The sequence below is a fragment of the Mycobacterium sp. BK086 genome, from assembly GCA_004362315.1.
Lineage (GTDB): Bacteria > Actinomycetota > Actinomycetes > Mycobacteriales > Mycobacteriaceae > Mycobacterium.
The window spans coordinates 190,538-212,891 of record SNWL01000008.1 but is presented as its reverse complement, the minus strand read 5'-3'; the positions used below and the strand labels follow the sequence as shown (position 1 = coordinate 212,891).

Below are 22,354 nucleotides of genomic sequence, written 5' to 3'. Positions count from 1 at the left end.
TAGACTCGTCGCCGATGGCCAGACGCCCCCGCACCTCCGAATCATCACACCTGCTGGATCTGGTCCGGTCGACCGTGCCACCGATGCACCCGGCGGGCCTGCCGTTCGTCGGCGCCAGCCTGGCGGTTGCCGCCCTGGGCAGGCGTTATCGCTGGGTCCGCACCGCCGGTCTGGTCGCCGCGGGCGCCAACGCCGCGTTCTTCCGCCACCCGCGCCGCGTCCCACCGACCCGGCCCGGCGTGGTCGTCGCGCCGGCCGACGGTCAGGTCTGCCTCGTCGACACCGCGGTGCCGCCCGCCGAACTCGGCCTTGCGGCCGAGCCGCTGCCGCGGGTCAGCATCTTCCTGTCGGTGTTCGACGCGCACGTGCAGCGCGCACCGGTCGGCGGCCAGGTGACCGCGGTCCACTACCGGCCGGGGCAGTTCGTCTCGGCCGACCTGCCCGCCGCCAGCGAGGACAACGAGCGCAACAGCATCGTCATCCGCACCCCCGACGGCGCCGAGGTGGTTGCCGTGCAGATCGCGGGTCTGGTGGCCCGTCGCATCGTGTGCGACGTCCACCCCGGCGACAACGTGGCGATCGGCGACACGTACGGACTGATCCGGTACGGCTCGCGGCTCGACACCTATCTGCCCCAGGGCTCGCGACTGCTGGTGTCCCCCGGCCAGCGGGCGACAGCCGGCGAGACTGTGCTGGCCGAGCTGCCATGATCAAGTCGGGGCGCCCGTCCGCCATGCGCATCCTGCCCAGCGCGACAACGGTGTTGGCGATCTGCTGCGGGCTGACATCGATCAAGTTCGCCTTGGACGGGCGCCCGCACATCGCGCTGGCGTTGATCGGCGCGGCGGCCGTGCTCGACGGTATCGACGGCGGTATCGCGCGCGCCCTGGACGCCCAGTCGCGGATGGGCGCCGAGATCGACTCACTAGCCGACGCGGTGAACTTCGGTGTGGCACCGGCATTGGTGGTCTACGTGACGCTGCTACCGACCTCGCCGGTCGGCTGGATCTTCGCGCTGCTCTACGCCGTGTGCATTGTGTTGCGGCTGGCCAGGTTCAACGCATTGCTCGACGACGACACCCGGCCGGCCTATACGCGGGAGTACTTCACCGGTATGCCCGCACCATGCGGCGCGGTCGGGGTGATCGGCCCGCTCGCGGCGATGCTGCAGTTCGGCCACGGCTGGTGGACCTCGCCGTGGTTCGTCTGCTTCTGGTTCGCCGCCAACGCCACCCTGCTGATCAGCCGGGTGCCGACGCTGGCACTCAAAGCCATCAAGATGCCGCCGAATGCCGCACCGATCCTGCTGATCCTGATCGCTGCCGCCGCGGCGGCGCTGCTGTTGTTCCCCTACATCCTGGTCCTGCTGATCATCGCGGGCTACCTGTGCATCATCCCGTTCACGGTGTACAGCCAGCGCTGGGTGGCGGCGCGCCCGGAAGCATGGAACGACGCACCCAAACAGCGGCGCGCGGCGCGCCGGGCGAATCGTCGTCTGCCCAACCGTCGTTCGGTGACGCGCCTCGGCCTGCGCAGGCCGGGTCGCTGAGATGGCACCGACCGGCCTGGCGCTGACCGCACGGCTGAACACCTCGGCGCTGGACTCTCGTCGTGGCGTGGTCCGACTTCACCCCGAAGCCATTGCCGCCCTTGGTATCCGTGAGTGGGACGCGTTGTCGCTCACCGGCTCTCGTACCACCGCCGCCGTGGCCGGCGTCGCTCCCCCTGGCACGCCTGCCGGCACCGCACTCTTGGACGATGTGACGTTGTCCAACGCCGGCCTGCGCGAAGACACGACGGTATTGGTCGCACCGGTCACCGTGTACGGTGCGCGATCGGTCACCCTGCGCGGCTCCACCCTGGCCACCCAGTCGGTCTCGTCGGCAACCCTGCGGCAGGCCTTGTTGGGCAAGGTGATGACGGTCGGTGACACGGTGTCGCTGCTGCCGCGCGATCTCGGGCCCGGCACGTCGACCACCGAGGCCAGCTCCGCCCTGGCGTCCTCCGTCGGCATCACCTGGACCTCGGAGCTGCTGACCGTCACCGGCACCGATCCGTCCGGACCGGTTAGCGTACAACCGAATTCGTCGGTCACCTGGGGTGACGGAGTGACGGGATCGTCCGCCGTCCCGGCGCTCTCTCCGGCTGTCAGCCCGCCGATGGTGTGGCCGCAGGCCCCTGCGGTGTCCATCGATGACCTCAAGGGTCAGCACGTCCAGGCCGGCCGGCTCACCGAGTGGCTCAAGCTGGCGCTCGACGAGCCAGAGCTGTTGGAAAAGCTCGGTGCCACACCGAATCTGGGCGTACTGGTGACCGGGCCGGCCGGCGTCGGCAAGGCCACCCTGGTGCGCGCGGTCTGTGCCGGCCGGCGGCTGGTCGAACTCGACGGCCCCGACACCGGAGCGCTGGCGGCTCAGGATCGCCAGCGTGCGGTCGCCGAAGCCGTCGCCACCGTCATCGGTGGCGGCGGGGTGCTGCTGATCACCGATATCGATGCGCTGCTACCCACTCCGGCCGAGCCGGTGTCAGCGCTGATCCTGGCCGAGCTGCGCAAGGCCGTCGGCGCGCCTGGGGTGGCCTTGGTCGCCACCTCCCAACAGCCCGACGCGGTGGATTCGCGGCTGCGCGCACCGGACCTCTGCGACCGCGAGCTCGGCCTGAGCCTGCCCGACGGTGCCACCCGCAAGGCGGTGCTCGAGGTGTTGCTGCGCGACGTCCCTGCCGACGAATTGGCACTCGACGAGATCGCCGAGCGCACACCGGGATTCGTTCGCGCCGACCTGGCGGCACTGGTCCGGGAGGCGGCACTGCGCGCAGCCGCTCGCGCCAGCGAGGACGGCAAACCGCCTTCCCTGACCCAGGAGGACTTCACAGGCGCGCTGACTGTGATCCGCCCGCTGTCCCGCTCGGCGACCGAGGAGGTGTCGGTCGGTTCGGTCACCCTCGACGACGTCGGCGACATGGTCGAGGTCAAACAGGCGCTGACCGAAGCCGTGTTGTGGCCCCTTCAGCATCCGGACACCTTCGCCCGCCTCGGCGTCGACCCGCCGAGGGGCGTGCTGCTCTATGGCCCGCCAGGATGCGGGAAGACCTTCGTGGTACGCGCGCTGGCCAGCTCGGGCCGGCTGTCCGTACACGCGGTCAAGGGTGCCGAGCTCATGGACAAGTGGGTCGGCTCCTCGGAGAAAGCAGTCCGCGAATTGTTCCGCCGGGCAAGGGATTCCGCCCCGTCACTGGTCTTCCTCGACGAGATCGACGCGCTGGCGCCACGGCGCGGACAGAGCTTCGACTCCGGGGTCACCGACCGGGTGGTGGCCGCGCTGCTGACCGAACTCGACGGCATCGAGCCGTTGCGCGACGTGGTGGTGCTCGGCGCCACCAACCGCCCAGACCTGATCGACCCCGCGCTGCTGCGCCCGGGACGGCTGGAGAAGCTGGTGTTCGTCGAGCCGCCCGACGCCGACGCCCGACGCGAAATCCTGCGCACGGCAGGTAAATCGGTGCCGCTGTCGCCGGAGGTCGACCTCGACGCCCTTGCCGCCGAGCTGGACGGCTATAGCGCGGCCGACTGCGTGGCGTTGTTGCGCGAGGCCGCACTGACCGCGATGCGTCGCTCGATCGACGCCGCCGACGTCACCGCCGCCGATGTGGCCAAGGCCCGCGAAACAGTGCGGCCGTCGCTGGACTCCGCGCAGGTGGAGTCGTTGCGCGCTTTTTCGGAACGGTGACCGATGCCGCGCGAGGAACGAGCGCGGAGGAGGAACCGGACCAGAGGGTGAAGCCGGCCGCTAACCCCGTTCGGCGAGCGCGGCGAGCCGGTCGAGCGAGGCCTGCAGTTTGTCGGCCGTGGTATTCCGTGCCTTCTCCAGCCGCTTGGGGTCGGTCAGCTGTGTCCAGTCATAGGTATGGGTGACGACGGCGCTGGCATCGTCGGCGGGTTCGACCTGCCAGCGCCACAGGTGCCCGGGCGGCGGATTGCCGACCTCGGACGGCCGCCAGGCGATCAGCCGTCCCTCCTCGAACTCGACGACGTGGTTTTCCCGGTCGACGCCCATGGTCAGGGTCGTCGTGAACACGTCACCCACACCGCGCACCCGCTGGCCGGGCACTGCCTGCGCCAGGTTGTCATTGCCGTCCCATTCGGGTTGGCGGGCGGGATCGGCGATGAGCTCGAAGATGGCTGCCGCGGGTGCGGCGATCCGCGTGCTGGCGCTGACGATCCTGCTGAGCTCGGCCATGGAGCAATTCAACAGCATCCATTGACACTCCACTACTGACATGTCAGAGTTGGACGGTATGACCACTCCCACCGTCCTGATCGGCGACCGCGACCGGGAAAATACCGCTGACCTGCTGTCCCAGGCCCTCAGCCAGGGATACTTCGACCTCGCCGAGTACGAGACTCGCGTGCAAGCGGCATTCGCCGCACGCAGCGCAGAAGAACTCCGCCGACTGGTCGCCGACCTGCCCGTCGGACAGCTGCGTCGCGTCGATCCGCGTCGCGTCGCCGCCCGCAAGAAGGCCGCCCGCGCCTCGGTGCGGTTCCATCTCGCCGGCTACGCGGCGATGGTCGCGATCGTCCTGACCGTCTGGCTGGCCGTCGCGCTCACCACCGGTTCGACCGCGTACTTCTGGCCCGTCTGGCCGATCGTCGGCGGAGCCATCGGGCTGCTCGGGCACGCGCTTCCGGTGCGCACCTTCTGCCGCTAGGGCGCGGCCCGTACTCCGATTGGGGGACAAGGATTTCCTCCCCGTCACCCACCGATCAGACGACGCGCGCCAGACTCCTTCCGCGGCATGGTTATTCCACTCGGCATGCATCGGAAGGAACACCGTGACCGCGACCCTGAACGTAACCACCGAACAATTGGGCCAATTCGATTGGGGCCGCAACCGTGACGGCTGGGAGTTCGAGATCCACAACCAGACTCCGGTCGACCTCGTCCCCATCTACTTCGGAAATTCGAATATCGAGAGCGCCGACGGCCCCATCAAAGCCGGCCAGATCGGCTACGCCAAGGGCATGAAGAGTTCGTCGCCGCCCTTCGTGTTCGACGGGCCGGCCAACGCCGATCTCGGCTACCGGTGCGGTTCGACCGGCGCACGAATCGCCATCGAAGCGTCCGCCGATGGCACCATTACCCGCCACACCGCGCACGAACACGGCCAGGGGATGTCCGTCGATTTCCCCGACACCCCCGGTGACCGGCCCCAGATCGTGGTCTTCAGGTGGGACCCCTGGGGACCCAATTACAACGGCTGGGAATTCGAGCTCACCAACACCACCGGTCACGACCTGATCTTCGTCCCGGAGATCACCACCAACGTCGCGAGCTGTCCACCCCGCATCGCCTCTGGCGCAACGGGATTCCTGAAAGGCAAGCGACGTGCCAACGGCGGGCCGGCGAACTGCAACTTCGCCTACCGCCACCCCGATCATCTGGCGAACTCCGGCGGCATCGCCATCGCGTCGAGCAGCGACGCCAGTAAGGCCCGCATGACCGGAAGCGCGGGCGGCACCACCGACGTCCTCTTCACCGCGAACCCGGCGGCCAATGCCGTCCAGACGGTCACCTACATGCAGCGCTAGAGCGGACTCGCGGGCGAATGGGCCGTCAGCAAGGCCCGAACGGATGCGGCTAGATCGGCCCGCACCCATGACGGCATGCCGTCGTCGTGCGCGTGCCGTCGCACCACCGCGTACGGCAGGTCGACCACCGCTCTGGTGACGGCGTCGACGCTTCGCGCGTCGGCACGGCCGTACAGCTGGCGCGCCAACTCAGCCACCCGGTCGACGAGCGGCGCATTCATCGTCGCCAGCGTCGCGTCGAATTCCGGGTCAGGTCCGGCGTCGCGCAGATCGACGGGCCGGATCGTCAACAGCAGACGCGCGTCCTCGGCGCAGTCCGTCGCGAACCCGACCGCGGCCACCGCCATCTGGACGGCTACCTCCACCGGATCTGTGCCGGACGCGGCCATCGCCCGCGCCTGGAAGCGTTCCAGCGCGCGCAGCCACACCGCCGTCACCACACCGTCGCGATTGCCGAACCGGTGATACAGCGTGCCCACCGGCGCGCCGCTGGCTTTGGCGATCGCCGCGACGCTGGCCGCCCGCGGCCCTTCGGCGAGCAGCAGCCCGCGTGCCGCATCCAGGATGGCGTCGGTTTCGTGCTTCCGCGGTGGCGCCATGATCTAGTACAGTCCTTCTATATGGAACGTTTACCCTATATCGATGAGCATGCCATAACGGTCCCGGCAGACCGGGCAGCGACGTGGCACGCAGTGTTGCGAACGATGTGCAGCAATCCCTCGGACCCCGAGACGGTCCCGTTCGGCTTCGCCCTCGAGGCCGCCGAGCAACCGGACCGCTTCGCCCTGAAGGGGCGGCACTGGTTCTCGGTGTACAAGCTGATCTTCCTGCTCTCCGACGATCCGGCCGGTGGCACCAGGGTCGCGGCACAGACCTGGGCGGCCTTCCCAGGGGTCAAGGGCAGGGTCTACCGCGCACTGGTGATCGGCTCGGGCGGACACCGGGTCGTGGTCCGCAATATGCTGAGACGTATTGCCGCTCAAGCCATTTCAGAGCCAACACAGCAAGTCTGAGCATTGCACACGCGCGGCCCGAGAATCTACGAAAGGGTCAACCCCGTAGACTGTCGACAGGACATAGCCGAAAACCTTTGGCTGACACCCCGACCGACCGGTAGATCGCCGACGCGCTGGCGCGTCCAAAGATCGGAGTGCCATGCTCGTCATCCTGATCGCGCACGCGATCGCCGCCGCCGTGGCGCCGGCGCTCGTGTACCGATGGGGACGGCTGGCCTTCTACCCTCTCGCTCTCGTCCCAGCGGCCTCGCTGGTCTGGGTGGGCCTCAACTGGCCACGGGCCGGACGCCCCACACCGGCCGTGGACATCCCGTGGGTGCCCGAGCTGTCGATGAACATCACGCTGCGCTTCGACACCTTGACCGCGATCATGAGCGTGCTCGTGCTCGGTATCGGCGCGCTGGTGCTGTTCTACTGCGCGGAGTACTTCCACCACCGCGACGGCCATACCGAGAACCGGCTGCCCAGCTTCGCCGCTGAGCTCGTCGCGTTCTCGGGGGCGATGTTCGGTCTGGTGATCAGCGACAACATGCTGCTGCTCTACACCTTCTGGGAACTGACGACGGTGTTGTCGTTCCTGCTCGTCGGGCACTACGCCGAACGGGCTACCAGCCGCCGGGCCGCCATGCAGGCCCTGCTGGTCACCACCGCGGGCGGGCTGGCCATGCTGGCCGGCATCGTGATCCTCGGCCACACCGCGGGCACCTACCTGCTGTCCGAACTGGTGGCCAGACCACCGCAGGGCACCGCCGTCGCGGTCGCCATCGTGCTGGTGCTCGTCGGTGCGCTGTCGAAGTCGGCCATCGTCCCGTTCCACTTCTGGCTGCCCGGCGCCATGGCCGCCCCGACCCCGGTCAGCGCCTATCTGCATGCCGCCGCGATGGTCAAAGCCGGTGTGTACCTCGTCGCCCGGCTCACCCCGGGCTTCGCCGACTCCCCGGGCTGGCGGCCGACCGTCATCACGCTGGGCGTGGCGACCATGCTGTTGGCCGGCTGGCGCGCGGTCCGCGAGTACGACCTCAAGCTGATCCTCGCGTTCGGCACGGTCAGTCAGCTGGGCTTCATCACCGTGATGGTCGGTGGCGGCGGCCGGGACATGATGCTGGCCGGGCTGGCCATTCTCTGCGCGCACGCGCTGTTCAAGGCGACGCTGTTCATGGTCGTCGGCGTCATCGACCATTCGACCGGCACCCGGGATATCCGCCGACTCGCCTGGCTGGGCCACCGGATGCCCGCGCTGTTCGTGATCGCCGCCGGTGCCACCGCGAGCATGGCCGCGTTGCCGCCGTTCCTCGGTTTCGTGGCCAAGGAGGCCGATTTCGAGAGCATCGCCCACAGCGAGTCACTGGGCGCCTGGGCACCCGTGGTGCTCACCGGGGTGGTCATCGGTTCGGTGTTCACCACGATTTACGCCTTACGATTCCTGTGGGGTGCGTTCGCGCGCAAGGGATCTCACGGCCCGACCACGCTGGTGGCCAACCTGCACCGGCCCGCGGCCGCGTTCCTGGTGGCGCCCGCGATCCTGGCCGCGGCCGGACTGTTCTTCGGCGTGGTACCCAGCTATCTCGACACCGCCCTCGACGGCTATGCCGGCACCATGCCCGCGGCAGGCGCCGATGACGGCCACTACACCCTGGCGCTGTGGCACGGCGTCAATCTGCCGCTGGTGCTGTCCGCGCTGGTGCTGGCGATCGGCATCGCGGCCTTCTTCGGTCGTGAACGCCTGCGCCGCACCGGACTTGGCAACTGGCATCCGCTGGGCAACGCCGACCGGATCTACGACGCGGTCATTCGCGGAGCCGACGTCGCCTCGGTGCGGCTCACCGCGATCACCCAGCGCGGATCCATTCCGGTCACCCAGTCGGTGATCTTGTCGACGCTGGTGCTGTTCCCGGTCGCGGTGCTGGCGTTGGGATCCAGAAATCACCCGCAGTTCCGGCTGTGGGATTCCCTGGTGCAGCCGGTGGTGGGCCTGCTCATCCTGGCCGCCGCAGTGGCCGCCACCATTCTGCGCAACCGGCTGGCCGCGGTGCTGTTGGTCGGCATCACCGGCTACGGCTGCGGGGCGATCTTCGCCTTTCACGGCGCGCCCGACCTGGCCTTGACCCAGTTCCTGGTGGAAACGCTAACCCTGGTGATCTTCGTTCTGGTGCTGCGCACACTGCCGGCCGAGGCCGAGGAAGCCCGGCGCTACCGGGTGCCCCGCATCGCACTCGCGCTGGCCGTCGGCGCCAGCGTCACCACCCTGGCGGTGTTCGCGATGGCCGCTCGCACCGGTACCCCGATCGCCGATCTGCTGCCAGCCGCCGCCTACGACCGCGGCCACGGCGCCAACACCGTCAACGTGCTGCTCGTCGACATCCGCGCCTGGGACACCCTCGGCGAGATCTCGGTCCTGGTGGCCGCCGCCACCGGGGTGGCATCGCTGGTGTTCCGCAACCGGCGGTTCGGCGCGGCACCGCGGGTGGCCGACGCCGGACAGCCCGATATCGGTGTGCTTCCCACGACCGCCTACAGCCCCGCAGTCGGCGACACCACCTGGCTGCGCGGCAGCGAGCTGCGCGACCCGCGCAACCGTTCCCTGGTGCTCGAGGTCGCCACCCGGATGATCTTCCCGCTGATCATGGTGCTGTCGGTGTACTTCTTCTTCACCGGACATAACACCCCCGGCGGCGGCTTCGCCGGCGGGCTGACCGCAGGCCTTGCCCTGGTGCTGCGCTACCTCGCGGGCGGACGCTACGAGCTCGGCGAGACGCTGCCACTGGACGCCGGCAAGATCCTCGGCGCCGGGCTGGCGCTGTCAGGCGGCACCGCCGTCGGCTCGATGCTGCTCGGCGCGCCGGCGCTGTCGTCGGCGGTGATCACCCTGCATCTGCCGCTGCTGGGCACGGTGAAGTTCGTGACCGCCCTGTTCTTCGACCTCGGGGTGTACCTCATCGTGGTGGGTCTGGTTCTCGACGTACTGCGCAGCCTCGGCGCGCGCATCGACGAGGAATTCGTCTCGCCGGCCGTGGTGCGCGCGAGGGCGTCATGATCGTCTACCTCGTTCCGCTCGTCATCATCGGCGGTCTCACCAGTTGTGGTGTGTACCTTCTGCTTTCGCGCAACCTGACCCGCATGCTGCTGGGCCTGCTGCTGGTGGGCAACGCCGTCAACCTGTTGATCCTGACCGTCGGCGGGGAAACCGGGAACCCGCCGATCCGCGGCCGGACAAGTGGGTCGGAGACGACAACCGCCGATCCGCTGGCCCAGGGGATGATCCTGACCGCGATCGTCATCGCGATGGGGATCGCCGCGTTCATCCTGGCGCTGACCTACCGCTCGTTCCGGTTGACCACCGAGGAGGAAGTGAGCAACGACCCGGAGGACACCCGCGTCTCGAAGCTCTCCGACGAGGAAGCCTCCTCGGTCGACGAGGACGTCCCCCAGCCCGTGGCCGAGCGCGATACCGACGAGCCCGACGAGCTCGACGCGCTGCCCGGCCATGAGGGGTCGCGATGAACACCGCCGGTGTGCTGATGCCGCTGCCGGTGCTGATCCCGTTGGCGGCAGCCGCACTGACGTTGATCGCCGGCCGCAGGCCACGGCTGCAGCGGCTGATCACCTTGGCCGCACTCACCGCTGTGCTGGTCGTGTGCGCCGTGCTGACCTACCTGACCGACCGCGACGGCACTCAGGCGCTGCACGTCGGCGGCTGGGGTCCGACCGAGGCGGGCCTGGGACCGCTGGGCATCACGCTGGTGGCCGACCGGCTCTCGGCACTGATGCTGGTGGTATCGGCGATCGTGCTGCTGGCAGTGGTCTTCTATGCCATCGGGCAGGGTATCCGCGACGGCGACGAACACCAGCCAGTGTCGATCTTCCTGCCCACCTATCTGGTGCTGTCGGCCGGCGTCTGCACGGCATTCTTGGCCGGTGATCTGTTCAACCTGTACGTCGGTTTCGAGGTGCTGCTCTCGGCGAGCTTCGTGCTGCTGACCATCGGGGCCAGCAAGGAGCGGGTGCGCGCAGGCATCTCGTACGTGATGGTGTCGATGGTGTCGTCGCTGATCTTCCTGATCGGCCTGGCACTGGTCTACGCGGCCACCGGGACGCTGAACATGGCCGAGCTGTCGCTGCGACTGCACGGCATCAGCGACGGCACCCGAGGCGCGATCTTCGCGGTGTTGTTGGTGGCCTTCGGCATCAAGGCGGCGGTGTTCCCGCTGTCGGCGTGGCTGCCCGACTCCTACCCCACGGCGCCGGCACCGGTGACCGCTGTGTTCGCCGGCTTGCTGACCAAAGTCGGTGTGTACGCGATCATCCGGGCGCACGCACTGCTGTTTCCCGCGGGTGGGCTGGACAACGTGCTGCTGGTCGCCGCACTGCTCACCATGCTCGTCGGCATCCTGGGCGCGATCGCGCAGAACGACATCAAGCGGCTGCTGTCCTTCACCCTCGTCAGCCATATCGGCTACATGGTGTTCGGTGTCGCGCTATCCAGCCAGCTGGGTATGTCGGGGGCGATCTACTACGTCGCCCACCACATCGTCGTGCAGACCACGCTGTTCCTGGTTGTCGGCCTGATCGAGCGGCAAGCCGGTGCCTCGACGCTGCGCCGCCTGGGCGGATTGGCCGCGGCCAGCCCGCTGTTGGCGTTCGTCTTCCTGGTTCCGGCCTTGAATCTGGGTGGTATTCCACCCTTTTCAGGCTTCATCGGGAAGGTGGCGCTGCTGGAGGCCGGTACCGCCAGCGGTTCGGTGCTGGCCTGGCTGCTGGTCGCCGGGTCGGTGGTGACCAGCCTGCTGACGCTGTACGTGGTGGCCCGGGTGTGGACCAAGGCCTTCTGGCGGGCCAGGGCCGACGCGCCCGAGGGTGAGCTCGCCGACTCGGCGCCCTCGGTGCTGCTCGACGATTACTCCGAGGACGTCGCCTTCGACGATCGCGATGACGTCGGCCGGATGCCGGTCGGAATGCTGGCTCCGACAATGGGTTTGATCGCCGTCGGTGTGGCACTGACGGTGGCCGCCGGTCCGATCTTCGGCTACACCGACCGCGCCGCACACGAAGTGCTCGACCGCGACCAGTACATCACTGCGGTGCTGGGGAGTCACCGATGAGGAAGTGGACGCTGCGGATCTGGATTCTGGCGTGGCTGACCATGGTGTGGGTGCTGCTGTGGGGCACCGTGTCGGTGGCCAACGTGCTCTCGGGTGTGGTGGTCGCACTGGGGATCACGCTGCTGCTGCCATTGCCGTCGGTCCCGGTGCAGGGCCGGCTGCACCCACTGTCGCTGCTGCGATTGGCGCTGCACGTGGCGTGGTGGCTGGCCCAATCCTCGGTGCAGGTGGCGTGGCTGGCGATCCGCCCCGGACGTCCACCGTTGTCGGCGGTGCTGCGCGGACACCTGGCGCTGAAGTCCGACCTGGTGCTGGCGCTGGCGGTCAACATCATGAACCTGACCCCCGGCACGATCGTGTTGGAGATCGACCAGGCCAGGCGGTTGGTCTACGTGCATGTGCTCGACGTCGGAAACGAACGCTCGGTGGAGCGGTTCTATCGGCAGATGGCTCAGCTGGAACGGCTACTGATCGCCGCGTTCGAGCGTGACTCCGAATGGCGTCCTGCGGCAACCGAATCGGAGGAGGTCTCATGACGGTCGTGTGGGTGCTCTCCGGGGTGATGCTGGTCGCGGCCGCCGCGGTGACCATGTTGCGGCTGCTGCTGGGTCCCAGCACGCTGGACCGACTGGTGGCCGTCGACACCATGGTGGCGGTGACGATGTGCGGGGTCGCCGCCTGGGCGGCGTTCAGCCTCGACACCACCGTCACCTACAGCCTGGCGGCGTTGGCGTTGATCAGCTTCGTCGGTTCGGTCAGCGTGGCCCGGTTCCGGGTGCCCGACATCGCCGGCAAGTCCGCCGGACAGGAGACCGAGGTATGAGCGCCCTCGACCTGGTGGCCGGCATCCTCGTGCTGGCCGGCTCGGCGCTGGCGTTGACCGCGGCCATCGGCGTGCTGCGCTTCCCCGACACCCTTACTCGCATGCACGCCGCGACCAAGCCGCAGGTGCTGGGACTTCTGCTGGTGCTCGGCGGCGCGACGATCCGGCTGTCCGGCAACGTCGACGTCGGCATGCTGATGCTCACCGCGATGTTCACCCTCATCACCGCGCCGGTGGTGGCGCACCGCGTGGGACAGCTGGCCTACCGTGAACAGAAGGTCGGTGACGAGCTGACCGTCGACGAGATGCGCGACGACACCGAGAGAACGAAGCCGAATCCGTGAGCAGAACCGACGACGACACCTGGGACATCACCGAGAGTGTCGGTGCGACCGCGCTGAGCGTGGCCCGCGCGCGGGCTGTCGAGACCGACGCCAAGTGCCCGCTCTACACCGACCCCTACGCGCATTTCTTCGTCGAGGCGGCGGTCGAAGCGGGCTGGCGTTCCCCGTTCATGGACGACTACCCGATGCGGGCCCAGGCCATGGCCGCCTACATCGCATCGCGGACGAAGTTCTTCGACGAGTTCTTCACCACGGCCGGTGCCAACGGTGTGGATCAGGCGGTGATCCTGGCCGCCGGCCTGGACACCCGAGCCTGGCGACTGCCGTGGATCGACGGGAGCACGGTCTACGAGATCGACCAGCCGAAGGTGCTCGAGTTCAAGGACCGGGTGCTCGCCCAGCACCGGGCCCGGCCGGCCGCGGAATACGCCGCGGTGGCCGTGGACCTGCGCCACGACTGGCCAAAGGCGTTGCGCCAGGCCGGTTTCGATCCGTCCACCCCGACGGCGTGGTCGGCCGAAGGGCTGCTGCCCTACCTGCCCGCCGCCGCCCAGGACGCCCTGTTCGAGCAGATCGACCAGCTCAGTGCGCGCGGCAGCCATCTGTCGGTCGAGGCCTTCGGTGAAGTGTTCTACTCGGCAGAACAACTGGCCCGCCGGCAGGAACGGATGGCCGAAGCCCGCGCCGCCGCCGCCGCGGCCGGCGGCCCGGAGCTGCCTGACGTCACCCGGCTGTGGTACATGGAGGCACGCACCGACGTCGCGCATTGGCTGACCGAACGTGGCTGGGAGGTCAGCGCGATCGCCGCGGTCGACCTGATGGCGCATTACCAGCGGCCCGCACCCGAGGGGCTCGAGGACCCCGTGCCCGACACCGTCCTGATCGACGCCAGGAAGCTCTGAGGCAGAGGCAGTACTCCGCGAGAACGCCATGAGGGTCGTGAAAACTCGACAATCGCAACCTTCGTGTCGATTTCGGCGGGCTCTGAGGCTAGGAATCCTCGTCGGCGATCTGGAATTCGACCATGGCCGTGACGGTTTCGATGGCGTCGGTCAACGCGTCGATCCGCTCGGCCAGTGTCGGAGCGGCCAGCACCGCGTAGCGGTCGGCCTGTCCCATCGGCACCCGCGCGGCCAGCGCGTAGATGTGCAGGGATGGATCGTCGGCGATCTCGGGCTCGACGGCCAGTGCATCCGGCCGCAGCTGCCCGCCACGGATGGAGACGATCCTCTCGAACAGCGCCAAGATCTTGTCGATGACCTCGCCGATGCGCTCGGGCCTCACTTCCGGGCCCGGCTCATCGGGCCACGGTTCGATGACGGCCCGCGGGTAGGGATCGTCATCCAGCCATTCGAGCACCCGGATGCGTTCACCGAGAACAGTTTTCAGCTGATATTGGCCCATCCCCTGATCGCTGAACTCGGTGATGCGCGCCAGCGCACCGACCTCGCTGCGGGCATCCCCGCCACCGACCTCACGTCCTCGGGTGATCAGCACGACACCGAACGCGGGGTCTGTCATTGCCAGGCAATCAGACACCAACTGTGAGTACCGCGGCTCGAAGATCCGCAGCGGCAACAACTCTCCCGGCAGCAGCGCCGACTGCAGGGGGAACATGGGTTGGGCCGTCATGGCTACCGGATGCCCTGTCCCATCACCACGTCCTTCACCGGGGCACTCGGGTCGACGAACCCGCACAGCGCACCGGCGACCCCCGACCACAATTCGGGGTTCATCGCGACCAACTGGTTCCCGCTCTTACCGATCGCCACAATGACCTCGCGCCGGGTGACGGTGTCCATGGTCAGATACTCCCGGCACGTCGTGGTGAGCAGATCGGCCGGCCGCATACCCTTACCGGCTTCACCCGGTGTGGCCACCGGAGTACCGGTGATCGCCTTGGCACACCCCCCACCGGTCACGACCACCGCGGCGGCCAATACCGCCAGTCCCCATCGACGAATTCTCATGGGCGCCTCCTAGACATCCAGCTCCCCGACCAACGAGTCAACCACCGCACGCAGATCCCCGCCATTGGCCTCGGCCACCTTGTGCTGGCGTTGATACGAACCTCCGCGCCTCGGGATATCGGCGACCGCGGCCAATTCGTCTGCGCAGTGCAGAGATTCAGCGACCGGCTGCAACCGGGTCAACAGATCGTCGAGGTCCTCGGTCACCAGGCGCTCGTTGCTGTCGGCATCGAGGATGATGATCGCATCCAGACCGTAGCGCGCCGCGCGCCACTTGTTCTCCTGCACATGCCAGGGCGGCATCACCGGCAGCTGCTCACCGGCATCCAGCCTGCGGTCCAGGTCGACCACCAGGCAGTGCGTCAGCGCGACCAGCGCAGACAGCTCCCGCAAGTTGGACACCCCGTCGAACACCCGCACCTCGATGGTGCCCAGATGCGGTGACGGCCTGATGTCCCAACGGATCTCGTTGATGTGGTCGATGATGCCGGTGGTCTTCTGATCGTGCACGAACTGTTCGAACTGCTGCCAGGTCTCGAACTGGAACGGCAGGCCCGCCGTCGGCAACTGCTGGAACATCATCGCCCGATTGCTGGCATACCCGGTGTCGTCGCCGGCCCAGAACGGCGAGGACGCCGACAGCGCCAGCAGGTGCGGATACTGGTTGAGCAGCGAGGAGATGATCGGCATCACCTTGTGCGCCGAGGACACCCCGACGTGCACGTGCACGCCCCAGATCAGCATCTGCCGGCCCCACCACTGAGTGCGCTTGATCAGCTCGGCGTAGCGCCGCCCGTCGGTGAGCTTCTGCGCCGACCACGACGCGAACGGATGGGTGCCCGCGCAGAACAGCTCCATGCCGCGCTCGTGCACGATCTCGCGCGCACTGCCCAAGGTCGTCCGAAGGTCGGCCATCGCCTCGTCGACGGTGTCACACACACCGGTGACGACCTCGATGGTGTTGCGCAGCAATTCCTTGTGGATGCGCGGGTTTTCGCCCACATCGGCGATCACCGCGGCCGCCTCGTTGCTCAGATCGCGGGTCTTCGCGTCGATCAGCGCGAACTCCCACTCGACGCCGAGCGTCGGCCGGGGTGAGCCGGCGAAATCGATGCGCTCGGGCTTACCCGCTGACGGCTTAGCCGGTACCGACGACACCGCACGCCACCCGCTTGCCGGCGTCGCCGGTGGCCATGGTGGTTTCGTCCGGACCCGGTGCGCCGCCGTTGATCTGCTGGTAGCGCTCGGGCGGGATGTTGGCGAAGTTGTCCGCATCCGCGTGGATGATGATCGCGGTGCCGTTGCCGGCCAGCAGATCCTGCTTGGTGAAGCCGTTGGTGGTGGTCACCAGCGTCGCCGAGCCGTCCTCGCGGACCTGCAGCGAGGCCAGGTCACCGCTGGCCGGGTGGCCGGTGTGTCCGCTGACCTGGAAGTGTCCGCCTGCGGAGAGGAAGTCGCCGGGTGCGCCGCCGGCCGGGGCGACGGAGTTGGCCTCGCACTTGGCGAACGAGTGCAGGTGCAGGCCATGGAAGCCGGGGGTCAGCTTGCCGGTGCCGGTGGTCTGCACGGTCACCGTGGCGAAGCCGTCCTGGAATTCGAAAGTGGCCGCGGCGACCTGGGTGCCGTCGGCGGTCTTGATCTGTGCGGTCAGCGTGTCGCCCGAGCTGGCCGGGGCCTGCGGCGCGCCGTGCGACGCTTCCGGTGCACCGTGCGACTCTTCGCCCGCAGCGGCGGGCGCCGGGGAACCCGTCCACACAGCGGGCGTGGTGCCGGGCTGCGAGGCGATCGGCTCGTTGGGGCTACACGCGCTCAGCAATGCGACGGGAGCAACGAACAGGACGGCGGCGGCAGTTCTCAACGGGCTCACAGGCTTGACCATGTGCCGAAGCCTATCCGGTCACCAAAACGATGACGCCCGGTGGTTGCTCGGCAATTTCTGGAATTCTCGGTGCCACCGGCGCGCTGAGCACCTTCGCCACCGCCTCCGCGGCGGCCTGCTCCCCGTCGGTCGTGCCGTAGTAGACCGTCGTCGCGGGGATCGGCGGCACTTGGAGGTTGCTGGTCTCGGTGACGTTCCAGCCCGCTTCACGCAGCCGGTCACCGATGCGCGACGCGGCGCCTTCGCCTTCACCGACGTTGAACACGCGCACGTCGGACTTGGGCGCCGGCGCGGCCGACGTCTTGGTGGTCGTGGTGGTGACGGTGCGCACCGAGGTGTCGTCACTGCTGGTGTCGTTGCCCGAGCCCATCGCCTGGAACCCGACCAACAGAAAGATCACACCGAGGAACAGCAGCACCATCACCATGGCCCGCAGCGGCAGCCCGGAGGAGTCAGGAACGCGGTCGTTCATCGCGCCCACTGTAACCAGGGGCGCCGCCTACGGAGAAAAATCAGGGGACCTCGAAGCCGAGCCGGCGAGCCGCGCGCGCCTTCTGCCTGCTCGCCCGCAGCCGTCGCAGCCGCTTGACCAGCATCGGATCGGCCGCCAGCGCCTCGGGGCGGTCAACCAGCGCATTCAGCACCTGGTAGTACCGGGTCGCCGACATGCTGAAGAGCTCCTTGATGGCCTCTTCCTTGGCCCCGGCGTATTTCCACCACTGCCGCTCGAAGGCGAGGACGTCGTATTCGCGGCGAGTCAACCCATCGGGAAGGTCAGCGTCGTCATTAGACCGCTCGGCCCGTGCCATGGCGCCGTCCATTTCGATCTGCTGACCCTTTCGAAGACCTGAAAAGACATCCCTTTGCTTGGCGCTCATTCAATCACGGTCGAGCCGGTTGGGACGGCAGCCAAGCCCGCGCGTCGGCTGACTTAAGCTTGCCGATCATGGCAGTAAGACCAATTGTGATCCTGGGTGATCCCGTTCTGCACACTCCGACCCAACCGGTGCCGGTCGGAGCCGACGGCTCGCTGCCCGAAGATCTCGCCGATCTCATCAAAGACATGTACGACACGATGGACGCCGCCAACGGAGTCGGGCTGGCGGCCAACCAAATCGGAGTCGGCCTGCGGGTGTTCGTCTACGACTGCGCCGACGAGCGCGGCAAGACCACGCGCCATCGCGGCGTCGTGGTGAACCCGGTTCTGGAGACCTCGGAAATCCCCGAGACGATGCCCGACCCGGACAACGACGACGAAGGCTGCCTGTCGGTTCCCGGCGAATCGTTCCCCCGGGGTCGGGCGAAGTGGGCCCGGGTCACCGGCCTGGACGCCGACGGGAATCCCATCACCCTCGAAGGGCACGACCTGTTTGCCCGCATGCTGCAGCACGAAACCGGTCACCTCGACGGGTTTCTCTATGTCGACCACCTGATCGGCCGGCACGCCCGTGCAGCCAAGCGCACCATCAAGTCGAACGGCTGGGGTGTGCCCGGACTGTCGTGGACACCCGGCGAGGTGCCCGACCCGTTCGGTCACTGATCCGATGGCCAGCCTGCCGCCCGTCGGCAGCCGGGTGAGCATTCGTTACCGCCTCCCCGCGGGCACTGCCCCGGCCATGACCGACGTGATCGGCGAACTGCAGGCTGTCGAGCCCGTCATCGTGGTGCGCACCAAATCCGATGGAGTGGTCGAGGTGTCACCCGCCGATGTCGTGGCGGTGCGCGAACTCAGTGTGGTTCCGGTACGGGCCTCCGAGATCCGAGCGCTGGAGCATGCGGCGGCACTGGCCTGGCCGGGAACCGAGCAGAGCTGGCAGGACGGCTGGCTGCTGCGCGCCGGCGGCGGCTACACCAGCCGGGCCAACTCGGCTGTGCCGCTGGACTTCTCGGCGACGGTCGAAACACTGCCACCGATCATCGACTGGTATCGCCAACGCGGTTTGGAACCCTGGCTGGCACTTCCCGAGCGACTGCTTCCCATTCGCGCCGAAGGCGTCAAGCACACCCGCGTGATGGTCACCGATCTCACCGGGGCTGACCTGGATCCGGCGGTGAGGCTGGCCGACCGGCCGGATGCCGCGTGGCTGGCGGGCTACGAGCGCGACGTACCGACCGAGGTGCTGACCGCGGTCGTCGACGGCGAGGTGGTGTTCGCCTCGACCGCCGCGGCGGTGGGCCGAGGCGCGGTGACCACCGCCCCGGACGCCACCCGTTGGCTGGGGATCTCGGCGGTTCACGTCGGTGCCGCCGCCCGGCGACAGGGCCATGCCCGACGGCTGTGCCAGGCCCTGCTGGGGTGGGGTGTGCAGCGCGGCGCAACCCGGGCATACGTCCAGGTGCTGACTGAAAACAGCGGCGCGATCATGCTGTATCACTCGCTGGGGTTCCGGCTACACCATCACCATCGCTACGTCGATGCCGTGTCGTTGACCGGACGTAGGGTGTAGCGCATGTCAGCCGACGCCCTGCGCATCGCCACCTGGAATGTGAATTCGATTCGGACCAGGGTGGACCGGGTGGTCAGCTGGCTGCAGCGCGGCGACGTCGACGTGCTGGCCATGCAGGAGACCAAGTGCTCCGACGACCAGTTCCCCACCATGCCGTTCCTGGAAGCCGGCTATGAGGTGGTGCACTGCGGGTTCAACCAGTGGAACGGAGTCGCGATCGCCTCGCGGGTCGGCCTGGACAACATCGAGATCGGTTTCGACGGCCAGCCGTCCTGGAGCAAGGACGGGGCGGATGCCAAGGCCGAGGCCCGCGCGCTGGGCGCCACCTGCGCGGGTGTGCGGGTGTGGAGCCTCTATGTACCCAATGGCCGCACCCTGGCCGATCCGCACTATCAGTACAAGCTGGAATGGCTTGCCGCCCTGCGCAATACCGCCGAGTCCTGGCTGCGGGACGATCCGCAGCAGCCGATCGCCCTGGTCGGCGACTGGAACATCGCGCCCACCGACGAGGACGTCTGGGATATGGCGGCGTTCGACGGCGCCACCCATGTGTCCGAACCGGAACGCAAGGCGTTCAACGCCTTCGCCGACACCAACTTCACCGATGTGGTCCGCGAGTACACGCCCGGCCCCGGGGTCTACACGTATTGGGACTACACCCAGCTGGCCTTCCAGAAGCGGCGCGGCATGCGCATCGACTTCATCCTCGGTTCACCGGGTCTGGCGCAGCGGGTGACGCACGCCGAGATCGTCAAGGACGAGCGCCGTCCGGGCAAGAAGGGCGACCCCGCGCCAAGCGATCACGCTCCGGTGCTGGTGGACTTGAGCCGCTAGCCGCTCGGCTCGCTGACCTTCACCAGCATCTTGCCGATGTTGGCACCGGTGAACAGTCCGTTGAGCGCATCGACACAGGACTCGAGACCGTCGAACACGGTCTGCCGGTGCACCAGCCTGCCCTCGGATTCCCAGCGGCGCAGATCGGCGAACGCCTCGTCGAAGCGGCCCCACATGTCCAGCGCGTTGAACCCTTGCATCGACGCGGTTTTCGCCAGCAGGTTGACGTAGTTGGCCGGCCCCGGATGCTCGCCTGTCAGGTAGCTCGAGATGACACCGCACAGCACCACCCGGGCCTTGGGGGCCAGCCGGCCCAGCACCGCGTTCAGGATCGGGCCGCCGACGTTGTCGAAATAGACGTTCACCCCTTTGGGGCAGTGCTGCTTGAGCGCGGCGGGGATGTCGTCGCTCTTGTAGTCGATGCAGGCGTCGAATCCGAAGTCCTCGATCACCGCCCGGCATTTATCCGGCCCACCGGCGATGCCGACGACCCGGGCACCGGCGATCTTGGCGATCTGTCCGGCAATCGACCCGGTGGCCCCGGCGGCCGCCGACACCACGACCGTCTCCCCTTCCTGCGGCCGTCCGATATCGGTCATCCCGAAATAGGCGGTGGCACCGGTCGGCCCGTAGACGCTCATGATGGCCAGGTGGTCGGTTTCGCCGGGGATGGGCGTGCTGAACAGGTCGTCGCGGATGACCTGGTAGTCCTGAAAGCCGGTCAGGGTGGTGACGATGTCGCCCACCGCGAACGCCGGACACCGCGATTCGACGACCTCGCCGATCCCGGCGGCGCGGATGACCGCGCCGAGCTGCACCGGCGGCAGATAGCTCGGCTGGTCGTCGAGCCAGGTGCGCACGGCGGCGTCAAGACCCACGTACGTCGTGCGCAGCAGCGCCTCACCGTCGGCCAGCTCAGGAGCGGCCGTGGTGATCAGCTCGGTGTCGGCGGGCTGGACCAGCCCCGTGGGGCGTCGGCGCAGCAGGATCTGGCGGTTCGTCAGAACGGGCACGGTCAGTGAAGCTACCCAAGGCGACGCCGGTTTGGAGCCCAGATGAGACAGACCACGCTACGGTGTCCTCGACGCATTGGCTTCAGACAAGGAGGCCGCAATGTTCGAATCGTTCAAGCGCGGTTGGAGCATGGCCGGGGCGAGTTGGTCGGTCCTGAAGAGCTATCCGAAACTGGCGCTGTTCCCGGTGTTCTCCGGTATCGCACTGATCGCAGTGAGCGCGGTGGCAGTCATCCCGACCGGCGTGGCTGCGGCGGCCGGAGCCGGGCTGAACGTCTCGCAGAACACCGAACAGGTGATTGTCGGAGTCGCCGTGTTCGTCTGGTATTTCCTGTGCACATTCGTGGTGGTGTTCTGCAACGCCGCGCTGATCTCCTGCGCGCTGCAGAGCTTCGCTGGCCAGACACCCACGATCGGTTCGGGATTCGCCGCCGCGGCCAAGCGCCTGCCACAGATCCTCGGGTGGTCACTGATCGCGGCTACCGTCGGTGTCATCCTGCAGGCGCTGCAGGCGCTGTTGACCGACAAGCTCGGGTTTTTCGGGGAACTGCTTGCGGGCATCTTCAGCGCAGTCTGGGGAGTCGCCACCTATTTCGTGGTCCCGGTCCTCGTCACCGACGGGGTCGGGCCCATCAAGGCTGTCAAGCAGTCGTCGGGCATCCTGCGCCGCACCTGGGGTGAATCACTGGCCGGCTCAGGCGGATTGGGCCTCATCTCGTTTCTCTTCATGCTTCCGCTGTTCGCTTTCGGCGCCCTCGGGGTGATGCTGGCCAACAGTGCGGGCGGCGGTGCCGTGAGCGGAGCCGTCGTGGCCACGCTCGTCGCGGTCGGAGTCGTCTATCTCTTGGCGCTGATCCTCGTCTTCACCGCGCTCGGATCGATTTTCCGGGCCGCGGTGTACCTCTACGCCACCACAGGTGTCACGCCGAGCCACATGGATGCGCAGCTGTTGCAGACGTCGTTTCGGACCAAGTAGGCCGCCCGCCATTACCGGCAGGTGAACATTCGGCGATTCGTGTGGCGGTCGCCGGTGACCGAAACGACGATCAATGAGATGCGATCGTTTGTTTCCGTTTACGTCGACTGGGCGGCCACCGTGGAGCACGTGCGCGCGGCCGCGTCGACACTGCCGATGCCCGCCGGTGTGCTCGGCATCGAGGTCGTGGAGGCCAGCGACACCTTCGGCTGCCGGATCGCCGTCGACTTGACCGGAGACTTCGACGAGCGCAGCGACGGGCCCCTCATCGCACGGTCCTACGCGGCGCAGCTCTCCGAAGCGCTCGCTGTGCCTGCGTTCGCACTGACCGACCTCATTCTGGTCGGCCGTTCGGATTGGTGA

27 protein-coding genes are annotated in these 22,354 nt (G+C 67.9%); 18 read left to right on the top strand and 9 right to left on the bottom strand.

Features of this window, described 5'->3' with window-relative positions:
• Positions 1-14: 14 nt before the first annotated feature.
• Genes EV580_RS27430 through EV580_RS27420 form a run of 3 tightly spaced genes read left to right on the top strand, consistent with a single transcriptional unit; the run spans position 15 to position 3,728 of the window.
• The gene (locus EV580_RS27430) at positions 15-710 is read left to right on the top strand and encodes a phosphatidylserine decarboxylase (protein ID WP_133695394.1); all 696 of its coding nucleotides are present in this window, start codon (positions 15-17) and stop codon (positions 708-710) included.
• A complete protein-coding gene (locus EV580_RS27425) occupies positions 707-1,549 on the top strand; it encodes a CDP-alcohol phosphatidyltransferase family protein (protein ID WP_133695392.1) in 843 nt (280 codons plus the stop codon). Before EV580_RS27430 ends, EV580_RS27425 begins: the two co-directional genes overlap by 4 nt.
• Position 1,550: 1 nt before the next feature.
• On the top strand, positions 1,551-3,728 hold the full coding sequence (locus EV580_RS27420) for an AAA family ATPase (RefSeq protein ID WP_133695390.1): 2,178 nt from the start codon (positions 1,551-1,553) through the stop codon (positions 3,726-3,728).
• Positions 3,729-3,788: 60 nt separating this feature from the next.
• Here the strand turns inward: EV580_RS27420 and EV580_RS27415 are convergent, their stop codons facing one another.
• Positions 3,789-4,238 carry an SRPBCC family protein gene (locus EV580_RS27415; protein WP_133695389.1) on the bottom strand — a complete coding sequence of 150 codons (450 nt, stop codon included), beginning with the start codon at positions 4,236-4,238 and terminating at the stop codon, positions 3,789-3,791.
• A gap of 58 nt (positions 4,239-4,296) precedes the next feature.
• Here EV580_RS27415 and EV580_RS27410 point away from each other — a divergent pair, with 58 nt between their 5' ends.
• Entirely contained in the window at positions 4,297-4,710 is a 414-nt protein-coding gene (locus tag EV580_RS27410) for a DUF1707 domain-containing protein (protein WP_133695388.1), read from the top strand.
• Between the two features lie 124 nt (positions 4,711-4,834).
• Positions 4,835-5,590: a hypothetical protein gene (locus EV580_RS27405; RefSeq protein ID WP_133695386.1), complete on the top strand. Its 756-nt coding sequence runs from the start codon at positions 4,835-4,837 to the stop codon at positions 5,588-5,590.
• On the opposite strand, the gene EV580_RS27400 is transcribed toward EV580_RS27405, so the two are convergent.
• Positions 5,587-6,189 (bottom strand): TetR/AcrR family transcriptional regulator, encoded by a 603-nt coding sequence (locus EV580_RS27400; protein ID WP_133695384.1) that lies wholly within the window; start codon positions 6,187-6,189, stop codon positions 5,587-5,589. The genes EV580_RS27405 and EV580_RS27400 overlap by 4 nt on opposite strands.
• Before the next feature lie 105 nt (positions 6,190-6,294).
• Here EV580_RS27400 and EV580_RS27395 point away from each other — a divergent pair, with 105 nt between their 5' ends.
• From EV580_RS27395 to EV580_RS27360, 8 genes are all read left to right on the top strand, one after another.
• Positions 6,295-6,603: a hypothetical protein gene (locus EV580_RS27395; RefSeq protein WP_286171884.1), complete on the top strand. Its 309-nt coding sequence runs from the start codon at positions 6,295-6,297 to the stop codon at positions 6,601-6,603.
• 142 nt (positions 6,604-6,745) lie between these two features.
• The gene (locus tag EV580_RS27390) at positions 6,746-9,640 is read left to right on the top strand and encodes a Na+/H+ antiporter subunit A (RefSeq protein ID WP_133695381.1); all 2,895 of its coding nucleotides are present in this window, start codon (positions 6,746-6,748) and stop codon (positions 9,638-9,640) included.
• On the top strand, positions 9,637-10,107 hold the full coding sequence (locus EV580_RS27385) for a Na(+)/H(+) antiporter subunit C (protein ID WP_133695379.1): 471 nt from the start codon (positions 9,637-9,639) through the stop codon (positions 10,105-10,107). Before EV580_RS27390 ends, EV580_RS27385 begins: the two co-directional genes overlap by 4 nt.
• Positions 10,104-11,705: a Na+/H+ antiporter subunit D gene (locus tag EV580_RS27380; protein ID WP_133695377.1), complete on the top strand. Its 1,602-nt coding sequence runs from the start codon at positions 10,104-10,106 to the stop codon at positions 11,703-11,705. Before EV580_RS27385 ends, EV580_RS27380 begins: the two co-directional genes overlap by 4 nt.
• On the top strand, positions 11,702-12,241 hold the full coding sequence (locus tag EV580_RS27375) for a Na+/H+ antiporter subunit E (protein WP_133695375.1): 540 nt from the start codon (positions 11,702-11,704) through the stop codon (positions 12,239-12,241). Before EV580_RS27380 ends, EV580_RS27375 begins: the two co-directional genes overlap by 4 nt.
• Positions 12,238-12,528, top strand: a complete 291-nt coding sequence (locus tag EV580_RS27370) for a monovalent cation/H+ antiporter complex subunit F (RefSeq protein ID WP_133695374.1) — start codon at positions 12,238-12,240, stop codon at positions 12,526-12,528. The genes EV580_RS27375 and EV580_RS27370 overlap by 4 nt, the downstream gene beginning before the upstream one ends.
• Positions 12,525-12,872 carry a monovalent cation/H(+) antiporter subunit G gene (mnhG, locus tag EV580_RS27365; RefSeq protein ID WP_133695372.1) on the top strand — a complete coding sequence of 116 codons (348 nt, stop codon included), beginning with the start codon at positions 12,525-12,527 and terminating at the stop codon, positions 12,870-12,872. Before EV580_RS27370 ends, mnhG begins: the two co-directional genes overlap by 4 nt.
• Positions 12,869-13,774: an SAM-dependent methyltransferase gene (locus tag EV580_RS27360; RefSeq protein WP_133695370.1), complete on the top strand. Its 906-nt coding sequence runs from the start codon at positions 12,869-12,871 to the stop codon at positions 13,772-13,774. Before mnhG ends, EV580_RS27360 begins: the two co-directional genes overlap by 4 nt.
• 88 nt (positions 13,775-13,862) lie before the next feature.
• Here the strand turns inward: EV580_RS27360 and EV580_RS27355 are convergent, their stop codons facing one another.
• The 6 genes from EV580_RS27355 to napA are packed head-to-tail and all read right to left on the bottom strand — an operon-like array spanning position 13,863 to position 17,542.
• A complete protein-coding gene (locus tag EV580_RS27355; protein ID WP_133695368.1) occupies positions 13,863-14,504 on the bottom strand; it encodes an LON peptidase substrate-binding domain-containing protein in 642 nt (213 codons plus the stop codon).
• Between the two features lie 2 nt (positions 14,505-14,506).
• Entirely contained in the window at positions 14,507-14,842 is a 336-nt protein-coding gene (locus EV580_RS27350) for a hypothetical protein (RefSeq protein ID WP_133695367.1), read from the bottom strand.
• A 9-nt stretch (positions 14,843-14,851) separates the two neighbouring features.
• Complete coding sequence (locus EV580_RS27345) at positions 14,852-16,000, bottom strand: glutamate--cysteine ligase (RefSeq protein ID WP_133695365.1); 1,149 nt, start codon at positions 15,998-16,000, stop codon at positions 14,852-14,854.
• Positions 15,981-16,721, bottom strand: coding sequence for a superoxide dismutase[Cu-Zn] (gene sodC, locus EV580_RS27340; protein ID WP_133695364.1), 741 nt, complete (start codon positions 16,719-16,721; stop codon positions 15,981-15,983). Before sodC ends, EV580_RS27345 begins: the two co-directional genes overlap by 20 nt.
• A gap of 10 nt (positions 16,722-16,731) precedes the next feature.
• Positions 16,732-17,193 carry a LytR C-terminal domain-containing protein gene (locus tag EV580_RS27335; protein WP_133695362.1) on the bottom strand — a complete coding sequence of 154 codons (462 nt, stop codon included), beginning with the start codon at positions 17,191-17,193 and terminating at the stop codon, positions 16,732-16,734.
• Positions 17,194-17,233: 40 nt separating this feature from the next.
• A complete protein-coding gene (gene napA / locus EV580_RS27330; RefSeq protein ID WP_047328743.1) occupies positions 17,234-17,542 on the bottom strand; it encodes a nucleoid-associated protein NapA in 309 nt (102 codons plus the stop codon).
• Positions 17,543-17,667: 125 nt separating this feature from the next.
• On the opposite strand from napA, the gene EV580_RS27325 reads away from it, so the two are divergent.
• Genes EV580_RS27325 through EV580_RS27315 form a run of 3 tightly spaced genes read left to right on the top strand, consistent with a single transcriptional unit; the run spans position 17,668 to position 20,002 of the window.
• Positions 17,668-18,261 carry a peptide deformylase gene (locus EV580_RS27325; RefSeq protein WP_133695361.1) on the top strand — a complete coding sequence of 198 codons (594 nt, stop codon included), beginning with the start codon at positions 17,668-17,670 and terminating at the stop codon, positions 18,259-18,261.
• Positions 18,262-18,265: 4 nt separating this feature from the next.
• A complete protein-coding gene (locus tag EV580_RS27320; protein ID WP_133695360.1) occupies positions 18,266-19,168 on the top strand; it encodes an N-acetylglutamate synthase, CG3035 family in 903 nt (300 codons plus the stop codon).
• Positions 19,169-19,186: 18 nt separating this feature from the next.
• Positions 19,187-20,002, top strand: a complete 816-nt coding sequence (locus EV580_RS27315) for an exodeoxyribonuclease III (protein WP_133695971.1) — start codon at positions 19,187-19,189, stop codon at positions 20,000-20,002.
• Here the strand turns inward: EV580_RS27315 and EV580_RS27310 are convergent.
• Positions 19,999-21,015, bottom strand: a complete 1,017-nt coding sequence (locus EV580_RS27310; RefSeq protein WP_133695358.1) for an NADP-dependent oxidoreductase — start codon at positions 21,013-21,015, stop codon at positions 19,999-20,001. The two genes, EV580_RS27315 and EV580_RS27310, sit on opposite strands and share 4 nt — an antisense overlap.
• Before the next feature lie 100 nt (positions 21,016-21,115).
• Between EV580_RS27310 and EV580_RS27305 the strand changes: the two genes are divergently transcribed.
• Positions 21,116-21,991, top strand: coding sequence for a DUF6159 family protein (locus EV580_RS27305; RefSeq protein WP_133695357.1), 876 nt, complete (start codon positions 21,116-21,118; stop codon positions 21,989-21,991).
• 78 nt (positions 21,992-22,069) lie between these two features.
• Positions 22,070-22,354, top strand: coding sequence for a hypothetical protein (locus tag EV580_RS27300; RefSeq protein WP_133695355.1), 285 nt, complete (start codon positions 22,070-22,072; stop codon positions 22,352-22,354).